Genomic DNA, 18,642 nt, shown 5'->3' with positions numbered 1-18,642 from the left:
GGATGTGAGGGCCTGAACAATGCATTTTTTCGATTATGATGATAGTATTGTACAATAAAAAAGCTGTATTTTGCAAGAAAGAAACTGAAAATCTGACTATAATGAAGAAAACTCAAGGAGGACGAAGTAATGAATAAAATAGAACATTTACAGAAAACCATCACAGAGATTCTCGGTAAGGAGATTGCGCAGGCGACCAACGAGGAAATTTATGACGCTCTGCTGGTAATGGTACAGAAGATGGCGGCGGAGAAGGAGCATACAGAAAGTAAAAAGAAACTGTATTATATCTCCGCAGAGTTCCTGATCGGAAAACTGCTGTCCAACAACATGATCAACCTGGACATTTATAAAGAAGTGAAAGAAATCCTGGAAGAAAACGGAAAAAATCTGGCAGAGATTGAAGAGGTGGAGCCGGAGCCGTCATTGGGAAATGGCGGCCTGGGCCGGCTGGCAGCCTGCTTCCTGGATTCTATCGCTACCCTGGGACTTTCCGGCGACGGCATCGGACTTAACTATCATCTGGGACTTTTCAAGCAGGAATTTGACAATCATCTTCAAAAAGAGGTGCCGAATCCGTGGATCAAAGAAAAGTCCTGGCTGAAGAAGACCGATGTGACCTACCCGGTATCTTTTAACGGTTTTGATGTGCAGGCGAGAATGTATGATATCGAGGTGACCGGCTATCACAACCAGACCAACCGGCTGCATCTTTTTGATCTGGATTCTGTGGATGAATCCATGGTGCAGGATGGGATTCAGTTTAATAAAGAAGATATCATGAAGAATCTGACGCTGTTTTTATATCCCGATGATGCTGATGAAAGCGGCCGTCTTCTGCGCATTTACCAGCAATATTTTATGGTCAGCAGCGGTGCTCAGTTGATTCTTGACGAATGTGTGGCCAAAGGATGCAATCTCTATGATCTGCCGGACTATGCGGTGATCCAGATTAACGACACCCATCCGACCATGGTGATTCCGGAACTCATCCGCCTTCTGGTGGAAAGAGGCATGGACATGGACGCGGCCATCGACGTGGTATCAAGAACCTGTGCCTATACAAATCATACTATTCTTGCGGAGGCTTTAGAGAAATGGCCGGTGTCCTATCTGAAAAAAGTGGTGCCGCAGCTGGTACCGATCATTGAAGTGCTGGACGATAAGGTAAGAAGAAGATTCGACGACGAGAGTGTCGCCATCATCGACCGGTATGACACCGTACACATGGCGCACATTGACATTCACTATGGTTTCAGCGTCAACGGCGTGGCGGCGCTGCACACGGAGATCCTTAAAAATTCGGAACTGCATAACTTTTATCAGATTTATCCGGAGAAATTTAACAATAAGACCAATGGTATCACCTTCCGCCGTTGGCTGCTCCACTGTAATCCGATGCTGGCCGATTACATTGAGACGTTGATCGGGAATGGATTTAAGAAGGACGCCGCTGAACTTTCCAGACTCCTTGACTATAGAGAAAACGATCAGGTGCTGCAAAATCTTCTGGAAATCAAACATAAAAACAAAGAGGCGCTCTGTGCGTATCTGCAGGAGACTCAGGGACTGTCCATCAGCCCGGATACCATTTTTGATATTCAGGTGAAACGTCTCCATGAATACAAACGCCAGCAGCTGAATGCCCTCTATATCATTGATAAATATCTGGAGATCAAGAAAGGAAATGTTCCGGCAGCTCCCGTGACAGCTATCTTCGGAGCCAAAGCAGCTCCGGCATACACCATCGCCAAGGATATCATTCATCTGATTCTCTGTCTGCAGGAAATCATCAACAACGATCCGGAAGCCAATAAATATCTGAAGGTTGTCATGGTGGAAAACTATAATGTCACCAAGGCAGAGAAGCTGATTCCGGCCTGCGATATTTCTGAGCAGATTTCCCTGGCGTCCAAGGAGGCCAGCGGCACCGGCAATATGAAATTCATGTTAAACGGCGCTGTGACTCTGGGAACAGAGGACGGAGCCAATGTGGAAATCCACGAGGCTGTGGGTGATGACAATATCTTTGTGTTTGGAGCGTCCAGCGATCAGGTGATCGAACATTATGCCAAAGGAGATTATGTGGCAAGAACGTACTATGAGAATAACCCGTCCATCCGGGCTGCCATTGACTTTATCACCAGCGATGCCATGTTGAAAGTGGGACAGAAAGAAAATCTTGATCGTCTGAAAAATGAGCTGATCAATAAAGACTGGTTTATGACGCTTTTGGATTTTGATTCTTACAAGGAGACCAAAGAAAGAGCACTGGCCGCATATGCGGACCGGAAAGAATGGGCAATGAAGATGCTTGTGAATATTGCCAGAGCAGGATTCTTTTCCTCCGACAGAACCATCGAAGAGTACAACAGGGATATCTGGCATTTGAAATAAAACTCGATTTTTGGGATAATTTGTGGCAAAAGGGCAGTTTTCGCATAAGATAGAAGTACAGACAGGCGATGAACAAGAAGAAATACTGATGAACAAGATTCCCCGCCGGCGGCGGGTAAGAATCACTGCCATCTTTTTTCGAGGAAAAAATCAGCGTCTGACTGACAGAAATGAAAATAAGGAGACTATCATATGGGAATGCCGATCATCACACCGGGAACGGGAACAAGGGAACAGGCCCTCACCGATATCATTGAATCTATCGCTTTGCAGGAGGCTGCGCTTGCCCACATTAAAGCAGTTTTTGGTGAGACAGCGCCGGAATATACCCTTTAAAGATCGGGTCAATTGGCCAGAGAAGCGAGGGAGCAGCTGACTCAATCAAAATATCATACAGGAACCGGGGAGACTTTGCTGCAGATTCCATTTGGAAAATCTGACTGCGAAGGTCTCCCCGGCTGTTTTTTCGGTATTTAGGAAGTTAAGAGCGTACGTCTTTTGTCTTGAGCTGCCAGATAGCGATGCCAAAGAACAAGAGAAAGAAGACGATGACAGAAATAAAATAGGACACGGTGTCTGACATGGATGCCAGCACATTTTCATTCCGATTGGAATTCATGCCCAGCATCATCAGGGAGTATGGCCAGAAATTTCCCAGATCAGCGTTGGTCATCAACGTGCCGGCAATGCTTCCAACCAGAGCGATGCCGATGGGAATGGCAAAGTTCCGGATCACCATGGACAACAGCAGCTGCAAGGAGGCGATGGCGGCGGCCGCCAGCGTTCCCCGGATCAGCCAGAAAACGATTTCCGGGGGAAAGATTCCCGGCAGTCCGGCCAGTTTTCCGCCGATAAAGTACAAAACGCTGATCCAGAGCTGGGTCAGAATGGTCACTTTCATGATGCACAAAAGCTTTGCCAGATAGCTGTCCACGATGGAGACCGGCATGCTCATGAAGTGATTCCAGTTGTTATGGGTGTGTTCCAGCCGCCAGGTATAGGAACAGTAAATACCGATGAGCGGCGCATAGAAAAAGGAAGCATAAAAAAGCGTGATCTGTGTCCAGAGAGAATACCAGCTGCTTTTCAGCAATTCCAGATTCTGGAGATAATTAAATGTTCCCATGATGGCAGGAATAATCGGAATGGCGATGAACGCCAGATAAATGACGGAATGTTTTAATTTCATATTTTCCGCCTGTATACAACGCAGTAACATAATCACACTTCCTTTCTGAGGGCAATGGCCCGGCATATAAAATAAAGAGCAATGGAGAAGACAGCGAAGAGGAGCAGTCCCATCCAGTTAAAATCCACCTCATAATAGGTGGTGATTCTCGTGGAGCGCTCCCAGTCCATGCCGACAAATCCAAAGATTCCGTAGTAGCCCCAGAGGACGAGTCTTGCGGCGGCCGGCGGAAAAAACATGGAAAACAGAGATAAAAATGATCCGGCCAGTCCCACGACCAAAGGAAGAATCTGATTGGAAGACAACAGGGACAACAGCTGCTGGATGCTCAGAAGAGCCGTGCTGACCACAAAGGTGGAGAGAGCCAGCTGAAGCAGCATATGCAGTTCCAGAGTATCAGTAAATCTGTACATTTTTCCGACGATCCATGGAATCAGACAGGTTCCGGCGGACGTCAGCACAATGTATTTTAATGCCATGAAATACTTACAATTATAAAAGGTTTTCTTATCTTCCAGCGTATAAAGGAGTTTTAGCGTATCGCCTTTAATCTCCATATCACAGATGCGGTTTGTAAGCACCGCAAGAAAAATCGGGTAAATCAGTGAATTTATGATCGGAAAAAGATAAAAGGAACTGAGATACCCCTGGACCAGATCCGACGGCTTTTTAGGATCAAGGCTCCAGACGGCCCAGATAAATTCAAAGAGAAGCAAAATGACGGGCAGCAGCAGAAGTTTTCTGTGCCTGTGTTTCATTTGTTCTGCTTTTAAAGCTGTCAGAATTCTCATAAACTCACCTGCTTTCCGGTAAGAGAGAGGAAGATATCTTCCAGACTTTTCTGTTGTTCTGTTACGCGGAAAACACCGATATCTGCGTTGACGCAGCGTCGTACGGCTTCCATGATCACATCATCAGATACATTGTCCATGTGAAAGGTATCGTTTTCCCATTTGACATCCATGCCGGAGCTGTTTAACAAACGGAAAGCCTCTGCATTATCAGAAGTCTGGAAAAGGATCCGGGAGCGGCTGTGTTCATGGAGAATCATGAGACTGTCCTGGAAAATGAGCTGTCCTTTATCAATGATCCCCACATCGGTGGCCATTTGATCGATCTCCGCCAGAAGATGGCTGGAGACCAGTACTGTGATTCCATGTTCCGGCAGACTCCGGATCAGCTCCCGGATTTCCTGAATGCCCGCCGGGTCCAGACCGTTGGTGGGCTCATCCAGAAGAAGAAGCCGCGGACTCCCCAGCAGAGCAGCGGCAATGCCAAGCCGCTGTTTCATACCCAGCGAATAATTTTTCACCTTTTTATCCATCTGATTTTCCATCCGTACCAGATGCATCACCCGCACGATTTCCTTTTCCGGTACATTTTTCAGCTTGCAGATGATCTGCAGATTCTCTTTCCCGCTCAGATGCCCGTAATAGGCAGGCGCCTCAATGAGTGAGCCGGTCTGCTGCAAAATCTCCAGCCGGTTCTCCGGCGCCAGTTTTTTACCCAGTATCTGAATCTGACCGCCGGTGGGTTTCACAAGTCCTAAAAGCATTTTGAGCGTCGTGGACTTTCCGGCGCCATTTGGCCCCAGAAATCCGTATACGCTTCCCTCCGGCACATTCAGATCCAGTGTATTTACTACTTTTTTGTGGTCATATTCTTTCGTCAAAGCATTTGTTGTGATTATATTATTCATATCCTTCAACTCCTTTCGGGAGTTATCATACAACGGGGACCTTAGAAGGGGCTGAAGGGAAGCTTATTTTTACCTTAAATTTAAATATGGCCTGTCTTTTCGTCATTTCTTCTTTACATGAATCTCCTGCTTATGTTATAATTTATTCACTGGGGCATTAGCGCAGCTGGGAGCGCGCCACACTGGCAGTGTGGAGGTCACGGGTTCAAGTCCCGTATGCTCCATTTTTTTATTATCTTTCTCCCATCAAACCCGCCGTAGGCGGAGAATCCTGCTTTGCAGTATTCTTTCTTATCTGTTGATGTCGATATTCTTACATCTAAAATTTTCAAAGACCTGACAATCTGCATTGATGATTTGCTGAAATAAAAAAACTACCCTTATTTATGCAAGAATGGAAAAAGAATACGATAATACTAGGACAAACGAATAAAAAGACTCCAGAGATAATGTGTACACGGTCCAAATACCGCGTATTTATGCGCTCTGATCACTCTCAGCGCACAGATGTGCGGTATTTTTTGGATTCTTAAAATTTAAGGTAAAAATAAGCTTTCCCGCTGGCATTAGATGATATAATACATTTAAAAGTTTTGTATTAAAGGGGAAACATTTTATGAACATATATGATAAAAAGATTCTTTTGGTGGATGATAACCGGGAGCTTTTGGTTATGATCGCGGATACTCTGCGAAGGAACGGATATTCCCGTATCGTTACAGCAGAAAATGTAAAGGAAGCAGAGGAATGTTTTGTGAAAGAAAAGCCTGAGATGGCGATTCTTGATATTATGTTACCGGACGGGGATGGTTTTACACTTTTTCGAAAGTTTCACGAGACATCCAACATTCCAATTCTTTTCTTATCGGCAAAGGATGAGGATAATGACCGGCTCTTTGGTCTTGGTCTTGGAGCAGATGATTATATCACAAAACCTTTCCTGTCTCAGGAGCTTGTGCTGCGGGTGAGTGCGATTTTGAAGAGAACCTATGCCAGACAGGAACAAATAGAGGAGAAAAAGGATAGCTTTCAGCTTGACAATCGCCTGATTTCTTTTGCGGAGGGAACGGTAACGGTCAATGGACAGGAGATTCCGTTGACGGCAAAAGAGCTGATTCTTTTAAGAAAACTTTATGAGAACCGGGGACGTATTGTGACGTTTGATGCTCTCTGTAACGCGGCATGGCAGGATTCTTATTATGGATATGAAAATACTCTGATGGTACACATCCGGCATCTGCGGGAGAAAATTGAGGAAGATCCCTCTCATCCGAAATGGCTGCTGACGGCGAGAGGGCTTGGCTATCGGCTGGCAAAATAATCTGCTTTAAAAAATATGGTTTCATCTGTAAAAAGTTAATTCTAAAATTATGATAGAGGGAAATATATAATGAGAACATTTTTTCGTGGTATACGGCGTTACCTGGTATCTGCCTTTCTAATCATTGTCTTGATTCTTTTCAGCAATTTTGTCGTGCTTTTTTATATGATGTATTCCACGACAGGAGGGGACGGTACCAGCAGTATTACGCTTCGCAATACGTTGGAGAGCGCAGGACAGGATATTTCTCTGACGAAAAACGGATATAAAATGTCCAAAAAAGGAAAAAATGCACTGAAAGAATATGGATTTGTCTGGGCAATGGCATTAAATGAAGAAGGAACCGTGATCTGGGAATGGAAATTGCCCGATGACATGCCACGGCAGTATTCGGTTTTTGACGTGGCGTCTTTTTCCAGATGGTATCTCAATGATTACCCGGTCCGCGTCTGGAATGTCAATGATCTGCTTCTCGTCTGCGCTCAGTCTCCGGATGAGATTGCCATACTGAATCTGCCTGTATCCGTGCAGCAGATCGTCAAATTTCCATATTATGTGCAGCTTTTTGTGATTGTGAATCTGGCAGTGATTCTTCTCTTTGTAATAATTTTCGGATGGCGTTTCTATGCTTCGGTGAAACCGATTTCTGAAGGAATTGAAGGCCTGTCCCGGAAAGAGCCGGTGCATTTAAAAGAAAAAGGTTCTGCGCGGGAACTGGCGGAAAAACTAAATTCTACTTCTGATATTCTGAGGGATCAGGAAGAAAAGCTGTCCCGAAGAGATCAGGCCAGAGCTGACTGGATTGCCGGCGTGTCTCATGATATCCGTACTCCGCTGACGCTGATCGTCGGATATTCAGAACGACTGCTGGAGAATCCTTCCCTGGGAGAAGAAGAAAAAGCCATGGCACAGACTATACAGAGACAGAGCGGCCTCATCAAACAGCTTATTGAGGATTTGAATCTGACATCAAAGCTCAGCTACGATACATTTCCCCTTCATCTGACTACCTGCGCTCCGGCACAAACGCTTCGGGAATGCATCGCAGATATCTACAACCGTGGATTGCAGCCACAGTTTTCTATCGAGCTGATCGTCACCGATGAAGCGGAAAAATTTCGCCTTCCGGCGGACGAGCCTCTCATGAAACGGGCCATCCACAACGTGCTGGGAAATAGTATTCGCCATAATCCCGATGGCTGTCAGGTCAATGTCCGTCTGTCATCTGACGGGGAAAATCTCCATTATCTTTTTGAAGACAGCGGCCCGGGCATTCCCAACGAAATTGTCTCCTGTCTGGAAGCTGAAAGAGAAGACAAAAGTCAGATGCAGAAAGACAGCCAGCGCCGTAATGCGGTCAGTCAGCCCCACATCATGGGTATGCGCCTGACCAGGCAGATTGTACGACTTCACGGAGGAACCGTATATTATTATAAAAGAAAGAACGGGAATTATGACTGTGGATTTGTGATACCGGGGGATTACTTTAAAGCGGAGGACAAGGCAGACGCCAGCAGGATAGCAGATTCACTTTCTTGAAAGAACCAATAGATGTTTTTGAAAATATATATTATAATTTTAAAAATGGAAAAATAATAAAAAGATGATATACTGTTAAATAACGGAAGGCGAAGCTGCAGTAACATTAAAATAGAATGGGGCTTCGCATGAAAAATAAGATATTTCTTTCTATTTTTTTGCAATTTTTGGCTGCGAAAATAAATATAAGGAGATAAGGTTGCTGTATTTTGTATGTTAGTGATTGACTGACACAAAATATAGTGGTCACGCCCACACGGGCGTGGGAGTAGAAATGAATGATGCCAAAGTCGCAGAAAGTACCGTAATGGTCACGCCCACACGGGCGTGGGAGTAGAAATTTAATATTCTGGCCGTTGCATCGCCGATCGCATCGTCACGCCCACACGGGCGTGGGAGTAGAAATCTGCCCAATCCTGGCGACCGTGTCCGGTGCCACGTCACGCCCACACGGGCGTGGGAGTAGAAATCTTTATCCGGCTGGCGGTCATATTCCGAGTAATAGTCACGCCCACACGGGCGTGGGAGTAGAAATCCGCCTGTGCGTTGGTGATAGTGACCGCCTTATCGTCACGCCCACACGGGCGTGGGAGTAGAAATCCAAGTCCCATCGGGATGTATACATACAGGATGACTGTCACGCCCACACGGGCGTGGGAGTAGAAATTCTAAAAATTGCACTGTCACCTGTACGTTCTCTTCGTCACGCCCACACGGGCGTGGGAGTAGAAATCATTTACCCACCGTCCCTTCCAACATGGAATAACCGTCACGCCCACACGGGCGTGGGAGTAGAAATTAACCACAACAGGGATAAGGTACTCGGAAAAATCGTCACGCCCACACGGGCGTGGGAGTAGAAATGACACAATCAAAGGCGCGACTTTTTGCGGAACGGGTCACGCCCACACGGGCGTGGGAGTAGAAATCATATCCGTCTTCATTAGGTACCCATTGGCTGGAAGTCACGCCCACACGGGCGTGGGAGTAGAAATTGCCCAATCTGCCGTAGCATGCGCATGGTATCCGCGTCACGCCCACACGGGCGTGGGAGTAGAAATAACACAGACTGAACTGGGAAAACGTTTAGGAGTTGTCACGCCCACACGGGCGTGGGAGTAGAAATTTTTGATTTGATCAGAATCAATTGCTCCTGTTAGTCACGCCCACACGGGCGTGGGAGTAGAAATTTAGAATTTGACATTGTCAACAACTCCGATTCTGAGTCACGCCCACACGGGCGTGGGAGTAGAAATCCAGCATACGCATCAAAGTGTTACAGCTGTAATAGGTCACGCCCACACGGGCGTGGGAGTAGAAATTACCGTGCGATAATCACTCGCCACCTCGTCCCAGTCACGCCCACACGGGCGTGGGAGTAGAAATGCGATAGGTCTGCAACCTTTCGCCTGCCCTTTCCCGTCACGCCCACACGGGCGTGGGAGTAGAAATCCAGCATACGCATCAAAGTGTTACAGCTGTAATAGGTCACGCCCACACGGGCGTGGGAGTAGAAATAGCTGTGCAATGGCTTCGCGGGTGTAAATTCTGGTCACGCCTATACGGGCGTGGGAGTAGAAATCATATGTCATTTTGTCGCCCTTCGGCCCCTGCGCGTCACGCCCATACGGGCGTGGGAGAATAACAATTTATTTATTAAAACGTTTGGATATAGAGTGGACAGATAGTATTCCACTCTTTTTTCACAGGATAGAAATGAAATGACATGGAAATAAACGAATGATATAATGAAGAAAAATTGGTTGGCTGATTGGAATTGATGAGGGAGATGGACATGTGAAAAAATTAAGTGAAGATATTGAAAAAATAATGGCGGAACGGTTTGGAAAAGATACCATCATTGCGTTGGCAACAGTAGAAAATAAGGTACCTTTTGTGCGTTATGTAAACGCTTATTATGAGAACGGTGCATTTTATATTATTACATATGCACTTTCAAATAAAATGAAGCATATAGAAAGCAACTCTACTGTTGCCATAGCTGGTGAATGGTTCACGTCACATGGAAAGAGTATCAATTTGGGATATTTCGGGAAAAAGGAAAATTATTGGATTGCCGAAAAATTGAAAGATGTCTTTTGTGAGTGGATCGACAATGGACATAATAATTTTGATGATGAGAATACGATAATTTTATGCGTAGAATTAACCGATGGACTGTTATTTTCACATGGAACAAGGTATGAGTTTTAGTCTTCAGTTTTCGGCTTGTAGGGAAAGTTTTATGTATGATGAGATGACAGAAGAATGGCTGTAGTTTGTTGTAAACTGCCGGCTTGGTTTAAAACATGATTATGATATTGTCAAGGGGCCAATGGCGGATGATACAATCTGGGATTATGTTGAGGATTATATGGCTGAACGAATTTCGAAAGAGGCTTTCTGGGAACTGGTTAAGTTTAAGTATCCGACACATCAGATGGTGTTCTGTACAGAGAAAGCATTGCAGGCTATAAGATTTGAAGGGAGTTATTCACTATGACAAATAAATTTTTCCCGGATGAACAAATAACAGAGAATGATCTTTATTTTCTGTGCTATATGGTAGAATGTGTAGCGAGAAAATTACATCAGAAGAATAAATATGTTGTCAATTCTATACCTAAAAATGAGCGGGTGCGTCTGATTAGCCTGGCTAATGTGCTTCATTGTGAAAATCCTCTGAAGATTGAAGCTGAATGGATGTGTGAGTTGAAATGGTTATATGAAGAACTGGAAGATGTACAGTTTATGTCACATCTCGTAGAGATGTGTGAGTTGAAATCATTTATTTCCTGTTTTTTCCAACAAAAATTAATGTCACATCTCGTAGAGATGTGTGAGTGACTATGGCTACAAGTAACCAAACTTCCTGCTTAACCGAGTGATTACTCCTTTCACCGCCCCTCTATTCCTGTCATTTTTAATAAAAAAATTGAAATAAAATGATTTTATATAGACAATCTGCCCTAAAACGTGTTATGATATATGATAATAAACAGTTTTGTTCTAATATATTTATATTTCAATCAATGTATCAGAATTTTTGTATCATTATATCGCATTTTGTGAAGGAAATGCAGAAAGTGACAGGGATGAAGGAGATATGTCAGAGGATAGTAAACAGATTTCTTCGAAGGAATATATTGCTCATATCAATGAGTACAGTGGACAGGTACAGTCGGTGAAAGAACACAGCGAGAATACCGCGAAGCTTTGCCGGGAGTTTTCTGTTCCGGAGCTGGCGGATTTTATGTATGCGCTGGGGTTGCAGCATGATATCGGAAAGTATCAGCGGTCATTTCAGAAGAGGATCCGGGGAGCAAATGTGAGAGTGGAGCACTCGGGATGTGGAGCTCTGGCGGCGGAAGAACAGTATCCGGTTCCGATGAGCCTGATGATGGCGTACTGCATTGCCGGGCATCATTCCGGTATTCCGGATGGTGGTTTTGCCAATGATACGGCGGATGTGGTGACGCTGGCAGGAAGATTGAAGAGGACTTTTGAAGATTTCGGTATTTATAAAGATGATTTAGAGCTTCCAGAAGTCAATGCCAAAGAGTGGGTTTCTTTTTTAGTCCGGGATTTTGAGCGGCGTCCGGAAATGCTTGTGGACAAGTTTGCTTTTCTGACCAGGTATGCGTTTTCCTGCCTGGTGGATGCGGATTCGATGGATACGGCTGATTTTTGCAAGGCGAAAGAACTGCCAAAAAGACTTCGGGCAGATTTCGAGGAATGTCTTGATAAGGTGATCCGGAAGTTTGATTCTTTTGTCTGTGAGACAAAGCTCCAGAAGGCGCGTTCACTTCTGCAGGAGCAGGCTTTTGCCCGGGCGCGGAAAGACGGAGAGATTTATCTCATGAATATGCCGACGGGAAGCGGCAAGACGCTGGCCAGTGTGAAGGTTGCTCTGGAGAGAGCCGTTGCCGGGAAGAAAAAGCGAATTATTTATGTGATCCCGTATAACAGTATCATTGAGCAGACGGCTGAGGTTTTTGGTAATCTGTTTGGCGATGATATGGAGATTCTGCGTCATCAGTCGACCTTTTCTTATGAAGATACAGAAAATATTTCTGAGGATTACCGGGAGTCGGCAAAGACGGCCATGGAAAACTGGGATGCACCTTTTATTATTACCACTGCGGTGCAGTTTTTTGAATCTGTGTATTCTAATAAACGGGGAAAACTGCGGAAGATGCACAATATGGCGGACAGTATTTTGATTTTTGATGAGGCGCATTTGATGCCGCAGGATTATCTGCAGCCTTGTCTGCAGGCTATCGCCTTTCTGACAAGATATCTGCACAGCGAGGCGGTTTTTCTGACGGCTACCATGCCGGATTACCGGAGACTGATTCAGACATACGCACTGCCGGACGCCAATATTATAGATTTGATAGAAGACAGGTCACAATTTAAACAGTTTCAAAAATGTCGATATACATATCTGGGAGAAATAGACAGCATTTCTCTGCTTACTCATGCGCATAATTCCCCATCCAAATTAATGATTGTCAATAAAAAGGCCACTGCCAGAAAGTTGTATCAGGAATGTTCCGGTTTGAAATTTCATTTGTCCACGTATATGACTTCTCTGGACCGGACCAGAGTTCTAGGAGATATCCGGACGGAACTGCGTCGGCTGGAGGAAGATTATCCGAATCTGGAAAATGTGCCGGAAGAACGCCGGATCACGATAGTTTCCACTTCGCTCATCGAGGCAGGCGTTGATCTCGATGTGCATACTGTATACCGGGAGACTGCCGGACTGGATAGTATCCTGCAGGCCGGAGGCAGATGCAATCGGGAGGGAAAACGTGCTATGGCGGATGTATTTATCTTTGATCTGGCTGATGAGGCGAAGAGGGGTCCGGAAGATGAGAAACGTTCCATTGCCAGAAAACTGCTTGACGGATATCCGGACATTGCAGACAACAAATGCATTGAAGAATACTATGATCGTCTGTATTTTATGAACGAGGAACAGATTCAAAAGAATACCTTGTGCAGAGAAGGAAGCCGTCTGGAATCCATTCCGTTTAAATCCTATGCGGAGAAATTTGAAATCATTGATTCCAGAACATTTTCTCTGGTTGTTCCTCAGGATGAGTACAGTCGGAATCTGGTGGAAGCATTGCGATATACGAAAGCAGGGAATATCAGAAAATTACAGAAATACTGCTGTACCATACAGCGCTGGGAGCTGGAAGATTTAATCCGCCAGTACGCGGTCGAAGATTTTGGAACAGGCATTTATTGCCTTACTAATACCGATTATTATGACAGAGAGCTGGGAATTACATTTGAAGCAAAGGACTATTTTTTATAAAAGAAAAGTGAATAGAAAGAAGTGATGTATTATGAGCTATGGATTTAAAATCATGGTGGAAGGCGATTACGCCTGTTTTACCAGACCGGAATTGAAGGTGGAAAGAGTCAGCTACGATGTGCCTACGCCCGGAGCGCTGGAAGGAATGCTGAAAAGCGTTTACTGGAAGCCGGCCATTGCCTATGTCATTGATAAAATCATCGTATTTCATGATATTGATTACGCGAATATCCGAAGAAATGAGGTGAAAGATAAGGTTCTGCTCAGCGCTGTGAAAGGGCAGATGAGCGGAAAGGATGCAGACCCAAGCATTTATGCCTCAGAGAGTCGGAGCCAGAGGGCGTCCATGGTGTTAAAAAATGTAAAATATGGCGTGGAATTTCATTTTGAGCTAACCGGACTTAAAAGCGATACGGAGACGGACAGTGAAAAGAAGCACTACAATATTATCAAGCGGAGACTGGAAAAAGGACAGTGGTACCGCATGCCATGCCTGGGGTGCAGCGAGTTTCCTGTCAGAAAAATAGAATTGGTGGAAGGGTTTGATATGAACCTGATCAGCAGCCGCATTTTAGAGATGGGTGATGTGGATCTGGGATATATGAGTTATAAAGTGGTCTTTGACGATGGAGGAAAGCCTGTTAACGGAGACTGGGAGCATCCAAAGTTTTCGGATAAGGCAACAACCATGTATTACCGGCCTCACATGATACAGGGGATTATTGATGTGAAAAAATATAGGGAGGAATTGCGATGCTGATACATGCACTCTGTGATTATTATGATATTCTCGCGAAAGAAGGAAAGGTTCTTCCGGAGGGATATTCCAGCGTCAAGATTCATTATCTGATTTCTCTTACAGAAGATGGAAGGATGGACCGTATTATCAATCATCAGGATACGGTTCAGGTGCCTTCCGGTAAAAAGATGAAGAAAAAAGAGGTGCCAAAAGACCTGCGGATGCCGAAACGGACGGAAAAATCCGGAATAGATGCCAACATTGCAGAACATCGCCCCCTGTATATTTTTGGTTTAAATCTGGACAAGGATATTTTGACGCCCGATGACAGGACCAGTAAGGCCAAAAAATCCCATCAGGCTTTTGTAGAAGCAAATCTGGATTTCATTGAAGGACTCCATTCTCCGCTGATTGATGCCTTTCGTGCTTTTCTGATGAACTGGGAGCCGGAGGATGAGACGGAAAATCTGTGGCTGCTGGGCCTGGGGAAAAATTATGGGAAATCCGGCTATGCATTTTGTTTATCGGGGCACCCGGAATGTCTTTTGCATGAAGAGAAGGAATTTAAAGAGAAATGGGAGCAATGGTATCAGGACAAAAAGGCGAAAGAAAAAGACAGCCATATTGCCCAGGATGCCATTTCCGGAGAACAGACGTCCATCGCGAGGATTCACAACAAAATCAAAGGAGTATACGGCGGGCTGGCGACGGGAAGTGTTCTTGTGGGATTTAATAATCCGTCGGAGAATTCTTATGGAAATGAACAGTCTTATAACAGCAACATTTCTGAGACAGCCATGAATAAATATACGGAGGCTTTGAATTATCTGCTGAGCAGCGACCGTCACAAAGTGCTCCTTGATGATATGACTGTGGTTTTCTGGGCCATGGACACCGGAGAAGCCTGCGAAAATTTGTTGATGGATATTTTGCTTGGGCAGTCTGACAAGATGAAAGCGGAACAGACAGAACGAATGCTTGCAAAGCTTTTCCAGGATGCAGGGAAGGGAACCGTGGGCGGTGAACGGCTCACTCTGGATGGCATTGATGAAAATGTGGATTTTTATATGATGGGACTGAAACCGAATTCTTCCCGGCTGTCTCTGAAATTCCTTGTCCGGAAGAAATATGCAGATATTCTCTGGAATATTGCAAGGTTCCAGAATGATCTGCAGATGGGGAAGGAATTTCATTCCGTTTCCATTATGCGTATCAAAAGAGAACTGCTGTCACAGAAGAGTAAAAATGAGAAAGTGAATCCTGCGCTACTGTCTTCTCTTATGGAGTCGATGATAAATGGAACCCGCCTGCCGGTTTCGCTGATGGAAAATGTACTGCGAAGGGTGAAGGCAGATCCTGGAGACCAGAAAGTAAATGCAGTTCGTGCAGGTATCATTAAAGCGTGGATCAACCGCGCATCAAAAAAGGAGGAACTGAAAGTGGCTTTAGACAGAGAAAATTATCGTCCGGCATATTTGTGCGGAAGACTATTTGCTGTGCTGGAGAAAATACAGCAGGAGGCTTCCGGCAATTCTCTGAACCGGACTATCAAAGATGGATATTTTGCTTCGGCTTCCGCAAGGCCGTCTGTGGTATTTCCAAAGCTGATCCGTCTTTCTCAGTATCATTTAAACAAAGTAAAAAGTCCGGTATATTTTAATAAATTGACCGGAGAGATCATTGGCCATCTGGACGGCGGATTTCCGGACACTCTGTTCCTAAAAGAACAGGGCGAATTTATTGTGGGATATTATCAACAGTATCAAAGCTTTTTTGAAAAAAAGAATAAGGAGGAGGATAAAAATGGCTCTGAACAACCGGTATGATTTTATGATGCTTTTTGATGTGGAAAACGGAAATCCCAATGGAGACCCGGATGCGGGAAACGCTCCGCGAATGGATGCGGAGTCCGGCTACGGCTATATCACCGATGTGTGTCTGAAACGGAAAATCAGGAATTATGTGGAACTGGTGAAGGAAGGAGAACCGGGATATAATATCCTGATCAAACCAGATAGATCTCTCAATGCTAAGTTTACGGAAGCTTATGAGGAACTTCATCTTGAAACAGGAAAAAAAGGAAAAAAATCGGATGATGTCCGCATGGCCAGAGACTATATGTGCCGTAATTATTATGACGTACGGGCTTTCGGAGCTGTCATGTCTACCGGTGATGATCCGTGTGGTATTGTCCGCGGACCCGTGCAGCTTAATTTTGCCCGAAGCATTTCTCCGATTAATATTCAGGATGTGACTATCACTCGCCAGGCGCGCACTACAGAAGACAGGAAGGAAACCGGAGAGACCGAAATGGGACGCAAAAGCGTGATACCTTATGCTCTTTACCGTGCAGAAGGATACATTTCCGCTGCCCTTGCCAACAAACTGACTGGTTTATCAGAAGAAGATGTGGAACTGCTCTGGACAGCCATTATAAATATGTTTGAAAACGACCACAGCGCTGCAAGAGGGAAAATGTGCATGAGGAAACTGTACATTTTCAAGCACAGTAATATTCTGGGCAATTGTCCGTCTCATTTGTTGTTTGAAAAGCTGACGGTCAAAGAGAAAGAAAATGTCATTCCTCGTTCCATTGATGATTATGAGATTGTGATGGATACCGCAATGCCGGAAGGAGTGGAGCTGATACAGAAATTATGAGTACAGCAGAAATCACCATCCGGTCAATCCAGCATTTCATGTATTGTCCCCATCGATGGGGTCTGCTGGAAATCGACAAAGCCTGGGCGGAAAATTTCTTTGTGACGCGGGCCAATCTCATGCACGAGCGGGTTCATGATCCGGACAGGACATATACAACCAAAAGCAAAAGGGTATTTACTTCTGTTCCTGTTTACCATGATGGTGAAGAATACAATCTGTATGGTGTGACAGACTGTCTGGAGCTTACAAAAGATAAAAATGGGGTTTCCATCGACGGCAGCGATGAAACATACAGGTTATGTATTGTGGAATACAAACCGTCACAACCAAAAAATGGATCGTACAGAGAAGAAGATCTGATGCAGGTTTTTGCCCAGAAAATCTGTGTGGATTATGTATTCGGTTCTGAATGTGATGGTGTTTTGTATTATGCCGATACGAAAAAGCGGGTTGCACTTCCATTGAAGGAAAACTACGAGCAATATGATCAACGCCTGCGTCTTCTGCTGACGCAGATGCGGGAATATCTGAACGCCGGCAGAATTCCGCCCATTCGGAAAGGACAAAAATGCAGCGGCTGTTCCATGAAAGATTTATGCATGCCGTCTATGAAGAAGGTACCGAATCTGCGGGAGGAAATGCGGAAAATGGGGGAGGAAAAGCTATGAGAAAACTTTTGAATACTATTTATGTGACCAATGAAATGGCTTACCTCACTCTGGACGGAGAAAATCTGGTCTGTAAAATCGATGGAGAGACAAAGCTCCGTATTCCATTTGAAAACATTGAAAACATTGTCTGCTTTAATTATATCGGATGCTCCCCGGCTCTCATGGGAAAATGTGTCAGCAAAACCATCCCCATTAATTTCATTTCGCCTCAGGGAAAATTTCTGGCGAAAGTCTGCGGTGAGACGAAAGGAAATGTATTTCTCCGGGTTGCTCAGATCGACTGTTTCAGGGAGAACGGTCTTCAGCTGGCTCAAAATACCATGGCAGCTAAGTTCAGCAATACCAGGCAGCTTATCCGCCGTACACTCCATGATAATCCTGCTCTTCGCCAGGACGAGAAAATCCAGAATGTACAGAACATTTTGTCCAACGGAATAGAAAATGTATATCAGGCCCAAAACACGGAGGAGGTCATGGGAATTGAGGGCTACTGTGCACAGAGCTTTTTTTCCATTTTTGACAGGCTTATTACCAATGAAAAAGTGCCGTTTACTTTTGAACTTCGTACAAAAAGACCGCCTCTCGATCCGGTAAATGCGCTGCTTTCCTTCGTCTATACATTGGCAACCAGCGAATTTGCCGCCGCTTTGGAAACAGTGGGCCTTGACAGCTATATCGGATACTGTCATTCTCTGCGTAGCGGCCGGACTTCTCTCGCCTGCGATATGGTAGAGGAGTCCCGTTGTATTGTTGAGCGGTTTGTCATCACCCTCCTGAATCTCCAGATCATCAAAGAAAATGACTTTGAAACACAGATATCAGGCGCCGTATATCTCAATGAAGAAGGACGCAAAAAAGTTCTGGCCCGCTGGCAGGAGAAAAAACGCAGCACCATGCAGCATCCTTATTTGAAACAGAAAATCCCGCTGGGACTGCTGCCTTACGTACAGAGCAACCTGCTGGCAAAATATGTTCGTGGAGACATTGAGGAATATCCGTCTTTTCTGATGAAATAGCAGGGCAAATCAGGAAAATATTGGTCAATCTGATAAATTAATGATGTAGCCGGGTGAAACAGGGTGAGTATTGGTCAA

General features: G+C 44.9%; 16 protein-coding genes, 1 tRNA gene and 1 CRISPR repeat array. Of the genes, 14 read left to right on the top strand and 3 right to left on the bottom strand.

All coding sequences use genetic code 11. The features are described from left to right. Nucleotides 1-129: 129 nt before the first annotated feature. Both B5E53_RS03760 and B5E53_RS19075 read left to right on the top strand, forming a co-directional pair. Complete coding sequence (locus tag B5E53_RS03760) at nt 130-2,397, top strand: glycogen/starch/alpha-glucan phosphorylase (RefSeq protein ID WP_087312710.1); 2,268 nt, start codon at nt 130-132, stop codon at nt 2,395-2,397. A gap of 192 nt (nt 2,398-2,589) precedes the next feature. After that, a complete protein-coding gene (locus B5E53_RS19075; protein WP_162611772.1) occupies nt 2,590-2,733 on the top strand; it encodes a hypothetical protein in 144 nt (47 codons plus the stop codon). 145 nt (nt 2,734-2,878) lie between these two features. Here B5E53_RS19075 and B5E53_RS03755 read toward each other — a convergent pair whose 3' ends face one another. The 3 genes from B5E53_RS03755 to B5E53_RS03745 are packed head-to-tail and all read right to left on the bottom strand — an operon-like array spanning nt 2,879 to nt 5,285. After that, nucleotides 2,879-3,616 carry an ABC transporter permease gene (locus tag B5E53_RS03755; RefSeq protein ID WP_087312709.1) on the bottom strand — a complete coding sequence of 246 codons (738 nt, stop codon included), beginning with the start codon at nt 3,614-3,616 and terminating at the stop codon, nt 2,879-2,881. Between the two features lie 2 nt (nt 3,617-3,618). After that, the gene (locus B5E53_RS03750) at nt 3,619-4,377 is read right to left on the bottom strand and encodes an ABC transporter permease (protein WP_087312708.1); all 759 of its coding nucleotides are present in this window, start codon (nt 4,375-4,377) and stop codon (nt 3,619-3,621) included. Beyond that, nucleotides 4,374-5,285 (bottom strand): ATP-binding cassette domain-containing protein, encoded by a 912-nt coding sequence (locus B5E53_RS03745; RefSeq protein ID WP_087312707.1) that lies wholly within the window; start codon nt 5,283-5,285, stop codon nt 4,374-4,376. Before B5E53_RS03745 ends, B5E53_RS03750 begins: the two co-directional genes overlap by 4 nt. Nucleotides 5,286-5,436: 151 nt before the next feature. On the opposite strand from B5E53_RS03745, the gene B5E53_RS03740 reads away from it, so the two are divergent. The 12 genes from B5E53_RS03740 to cas1c all read left to right on the top strand — a co-directional run bounded on the left by B5E53_RS03740 (nt 5,437) and on the right by cas1c (nt 18,564). Beyond that, nucleotides 5,437-5,509 (top strand) — tRNA-Ala (locus B5E53_RS03740). A 392-nt stretch (nt 5,510-5,901) separates the two neighbouring features. Beyond that, nucleotides 5,902-6,606, top strand: coding sequence for a response regulator transcription factor (locus B5E53_RS03735; RefSeq protein ID WP_087312706.1), 705 nt, complete (start codon nt 5,902-5,904; stop codon nt 6,604-6,606). Nucleotides 6,607-6,675: 69 nt separating this feature from the next. Then, nucleotides 6,676-8,145 carry a HAMP domain-containing sensor histidine kinase gene (locus B5E53_RS03730; protein WP_087312705.1) on the top strand — a complete coding sequence of 490 codons (1,470 nt, stop codon included), beginning with the start codon at nt 6,676-6,678 and terminating at the stop codon, nt 8,143-8,145. A gap of 245 nt (nt 8,146-8,390) precedes the next feature. Beyond that, a CRISPR array of direct repeats spans nt 8,391-9,792; the repeat unit is 31 nt; unit sequence GTCACGCCCACACGGGCGTGGGAGTAGAAAT. A 150-nt stretch (nt 9,793-9,942) separates the two neighbouring features. Continuing rightward, a complete protein-coding gene (locus B5E53_RS03725) occupies nt 9,943-10,359 on the top strand; it encodes a pyridoxamine 5'-phosphate oxidase family protein (protein ID WP_087312704.1) in 417 nt (138 codons plus the stop codon). A 121-nt stretch (nt 10,360-10,480) separates the two neighbouring features. Continuing rightward, on the top strand, nt 10,481-10,648 hold the full coding sequence (locus B5E53_RS19670) for a DUF3990 domain-containing protein (RefSeq protein WP_242963503.1): 168 nt from the start codon (nt 10,481-10,483) through the stop codon (nt 10,646-10,648). Then, on the top strand, nt 10,645-10,992 hold the full coding sequence (locus tag B5E53_RS20050; protein ID WP_204245488.1) for a hypothetical protein: 348 nt from the start codon (nt 10,645-10,647) through the stop codon (nt 10,990-10,992). Before B5E53_RS19670 ends, B5E53_RS20050 begins: the two co-directional genes overlap by 4 nt. Before the next feature lie 259 nt (nt 10,993-11,251). Further along, nucleotides 11,252-13,474 carry a CRISPR-associated helicase/endonuclease Cas3 gene (locus B5E53_RS03710; protein ID WP_087312703.1) on the top strand — a complete coding sequence of 741 codons (2,223 nt, stop codon included), beginning with the start codon at nt 11,252-11,254 and terminating at the stop codon, nt 13,472-13,474. Between the two features lie 31 nt (nt 13,475-13,505). Then, nucleotides 13,506-14,234: a type I-C CRISPR-associated protein Cas5c gene (gene cas5c / locus B5E53_RS03705; protein WP_087312702.1), complete on the top strand. Its 729-nt coding sequence runs from the start codon at nt 13,506-13,508 to the stop codon at nt 14,232-14,234. Further along, on the top strand, nt 14,228-16,039 hold the full coding sequence (cas8c, locus tag B5E53_RS03700) for a type I-C CRISPR-associated protein Cas8c/Csd1 (RefSeq protein WP_087312701.1): 1,812 nt from the start codon (nt 14,228-14,230) through the stop codon (nt 16,037-16,039). Before cas5c ends, cas8c begins: the two co-directional genes overlap by 7 nt. Further along, complete coding sequence (cas7c, locus tag B5E53_RS03695; protein ID WP_087312700.1) at nt 16,017-16,874, top strand: type I-C CRISPR-associated protein Cas7/Csd2; 858 nt, start codon at nt 16,017-16,019, stop codon at nt 16,872-16,874. The genes cas8c and cas7c overlap by 23 nt, the downstream gene beginning before the upstream one ends. Continuing rightward, complete coding sequence (gene cas4 / locus B5E53_RS03690; RefSeq protein WP_087312699.1) at nt 16,871-17,545, top strand: CRISPR-associated protein Cas4; 675 nt, start codon at nt 16,871-16,873, stop codon at nt 17,543-17,545. Before cas7c ends, cas4 begins: the two co-directional genes overlap by 4 nt. Continuing rightward, nucleotides 17,542-18,564, top strand: a complete 1,023-nt coding sequence (gene cas1c / locus B5E53_RS03685) for a type I-C CRISPR-associated endonuclease Cas1c (RefSeq protein WP_087312698.1) — start codon at nt 17,542-17,544, stop codon at nt 18,562-18,564. Before cas4 ends, cas1c begins: the two co-directional genes overlap by 4 nt. The last annotated feature ends 78 nt before the right edge of the window (nt 18,565-18,642 follow it).

This window comes from Eubacterium sp. An11 (assembly GCF_002161065.1).
Lineage (GTDB): Bacteria > Bacillota > Clostridia > Lachnospirales > Lachnospiraceae > Anaerobutyricum > Anaerobutyricum faecale.
The sequence above is the reverse complement of the archived record's forward strand: the minus strand, read 5'-3'. Positions and strand labels throughout refer to the sequence as shown.

Excerpts from the sequence above, each read along its gene's own strand:
- B5E53_RS03760 (WP_087312710.1), top strand. The coding sequence starts at position 130 with ATGAATAAAATAGAACATTTACAGAAAACCATCACAGAGATTCTCGGT.
- B5E53_RS19075 (WP_162611772.1), top strand. The coding sequence starts at position 2,590 with ATGGGAATGCCGATCATCACACCGGGAACGGGAACAAGGGAACAGGCC.
- B5E53_RS03755 (WP_087312709.1), bottom strand. The coding sequence starts at position 3,616 with ATGTTACTGCGTTGTATACAGGCGGAAAATATGAAATTAAAACATTCC.
- B5E53_RS03750 (WP_087312708.1), bottom strand. The coding sequence starts at position 4,377 with ATGAGAATTCTGACAGCTTTAAAAGCAGAACAAATGAAACACAGGCAC.
- B5E53_RS03745 (WP_087312707.1), bottom strand. The coding sequence starts at position 5,285 with ATGAATAATATAATCACAACAAATGCTTTGACGAAAGAATATGACCAC.
- B5E53_RS03735 (WP_087312706.1), top strand. The coding sequence starts at position 5,902 with ATGAACATATATGATAAAAAGATTCTTTTGGTGGATGATAACCGGGAG.
- B5E53_RS03730 (WP_087312705.1), top strand. The coding sequence starts at position 6,676 with ATGAGAACATTTTTTCGTGGTATACGGCGTTACCTGGTATCTGCCTTT.
- B5E53_RS19670 (WP_242963503.1), top strand. The coding sequence starts at position 10,481 with ATGGCGGATGATACAATCTGGGATTATGTTGAGGATTATATGGCTGAA.
- B5E53_RS20050 (WP_204245488.1), top strand. The coding sequence starts at position 10,645 with ATGACAAATAAATTTTTCCCGGATGAACAAATAACAGAGAATGATCTT.
- B5E53_RS03710 (WP_087312703.1), top strand. The coding sequence starts at position 11,252 with ATGTCAGAGGATAGTAAACAGATTTCTTCGAAGGAATATATTGCTCAT.
- cas5c (WP_087312702.1), top strand. The coding sequence starts at position 13,506 with ATGAGCTATGGATTTAAAATCATGGTGGAAGGCGATTACGCCTGTTTT.
- cas8c (WP_087312701.1), top strand. The coding sequence starts at position 14,228 with ATGCTGATACATGCACTCTGTGATTATTATGATATTCTCGCGAAAGAA.
- cas7c (WP_087312700.1), top strand. The coding sequence starts at position 16,017 with ATGGCTCTGAACAACCGGTATGATTTTATGATGCTTTTTGATGTGGAA.
- cas4 (WP_087312699.1), top strand. The coding sequence starts at position 16,871 with ATGAGTACAGCAGAAATCACCATCCGGTCAATCCAGCATTTCATGTAT.
- cas1c (WP_087312698.1), top strand. The coding sequence starts at position 17,542 with ATGAGAAAACTTTTGAATACTATTTATGTGACCAATGAAATGGCTTAC.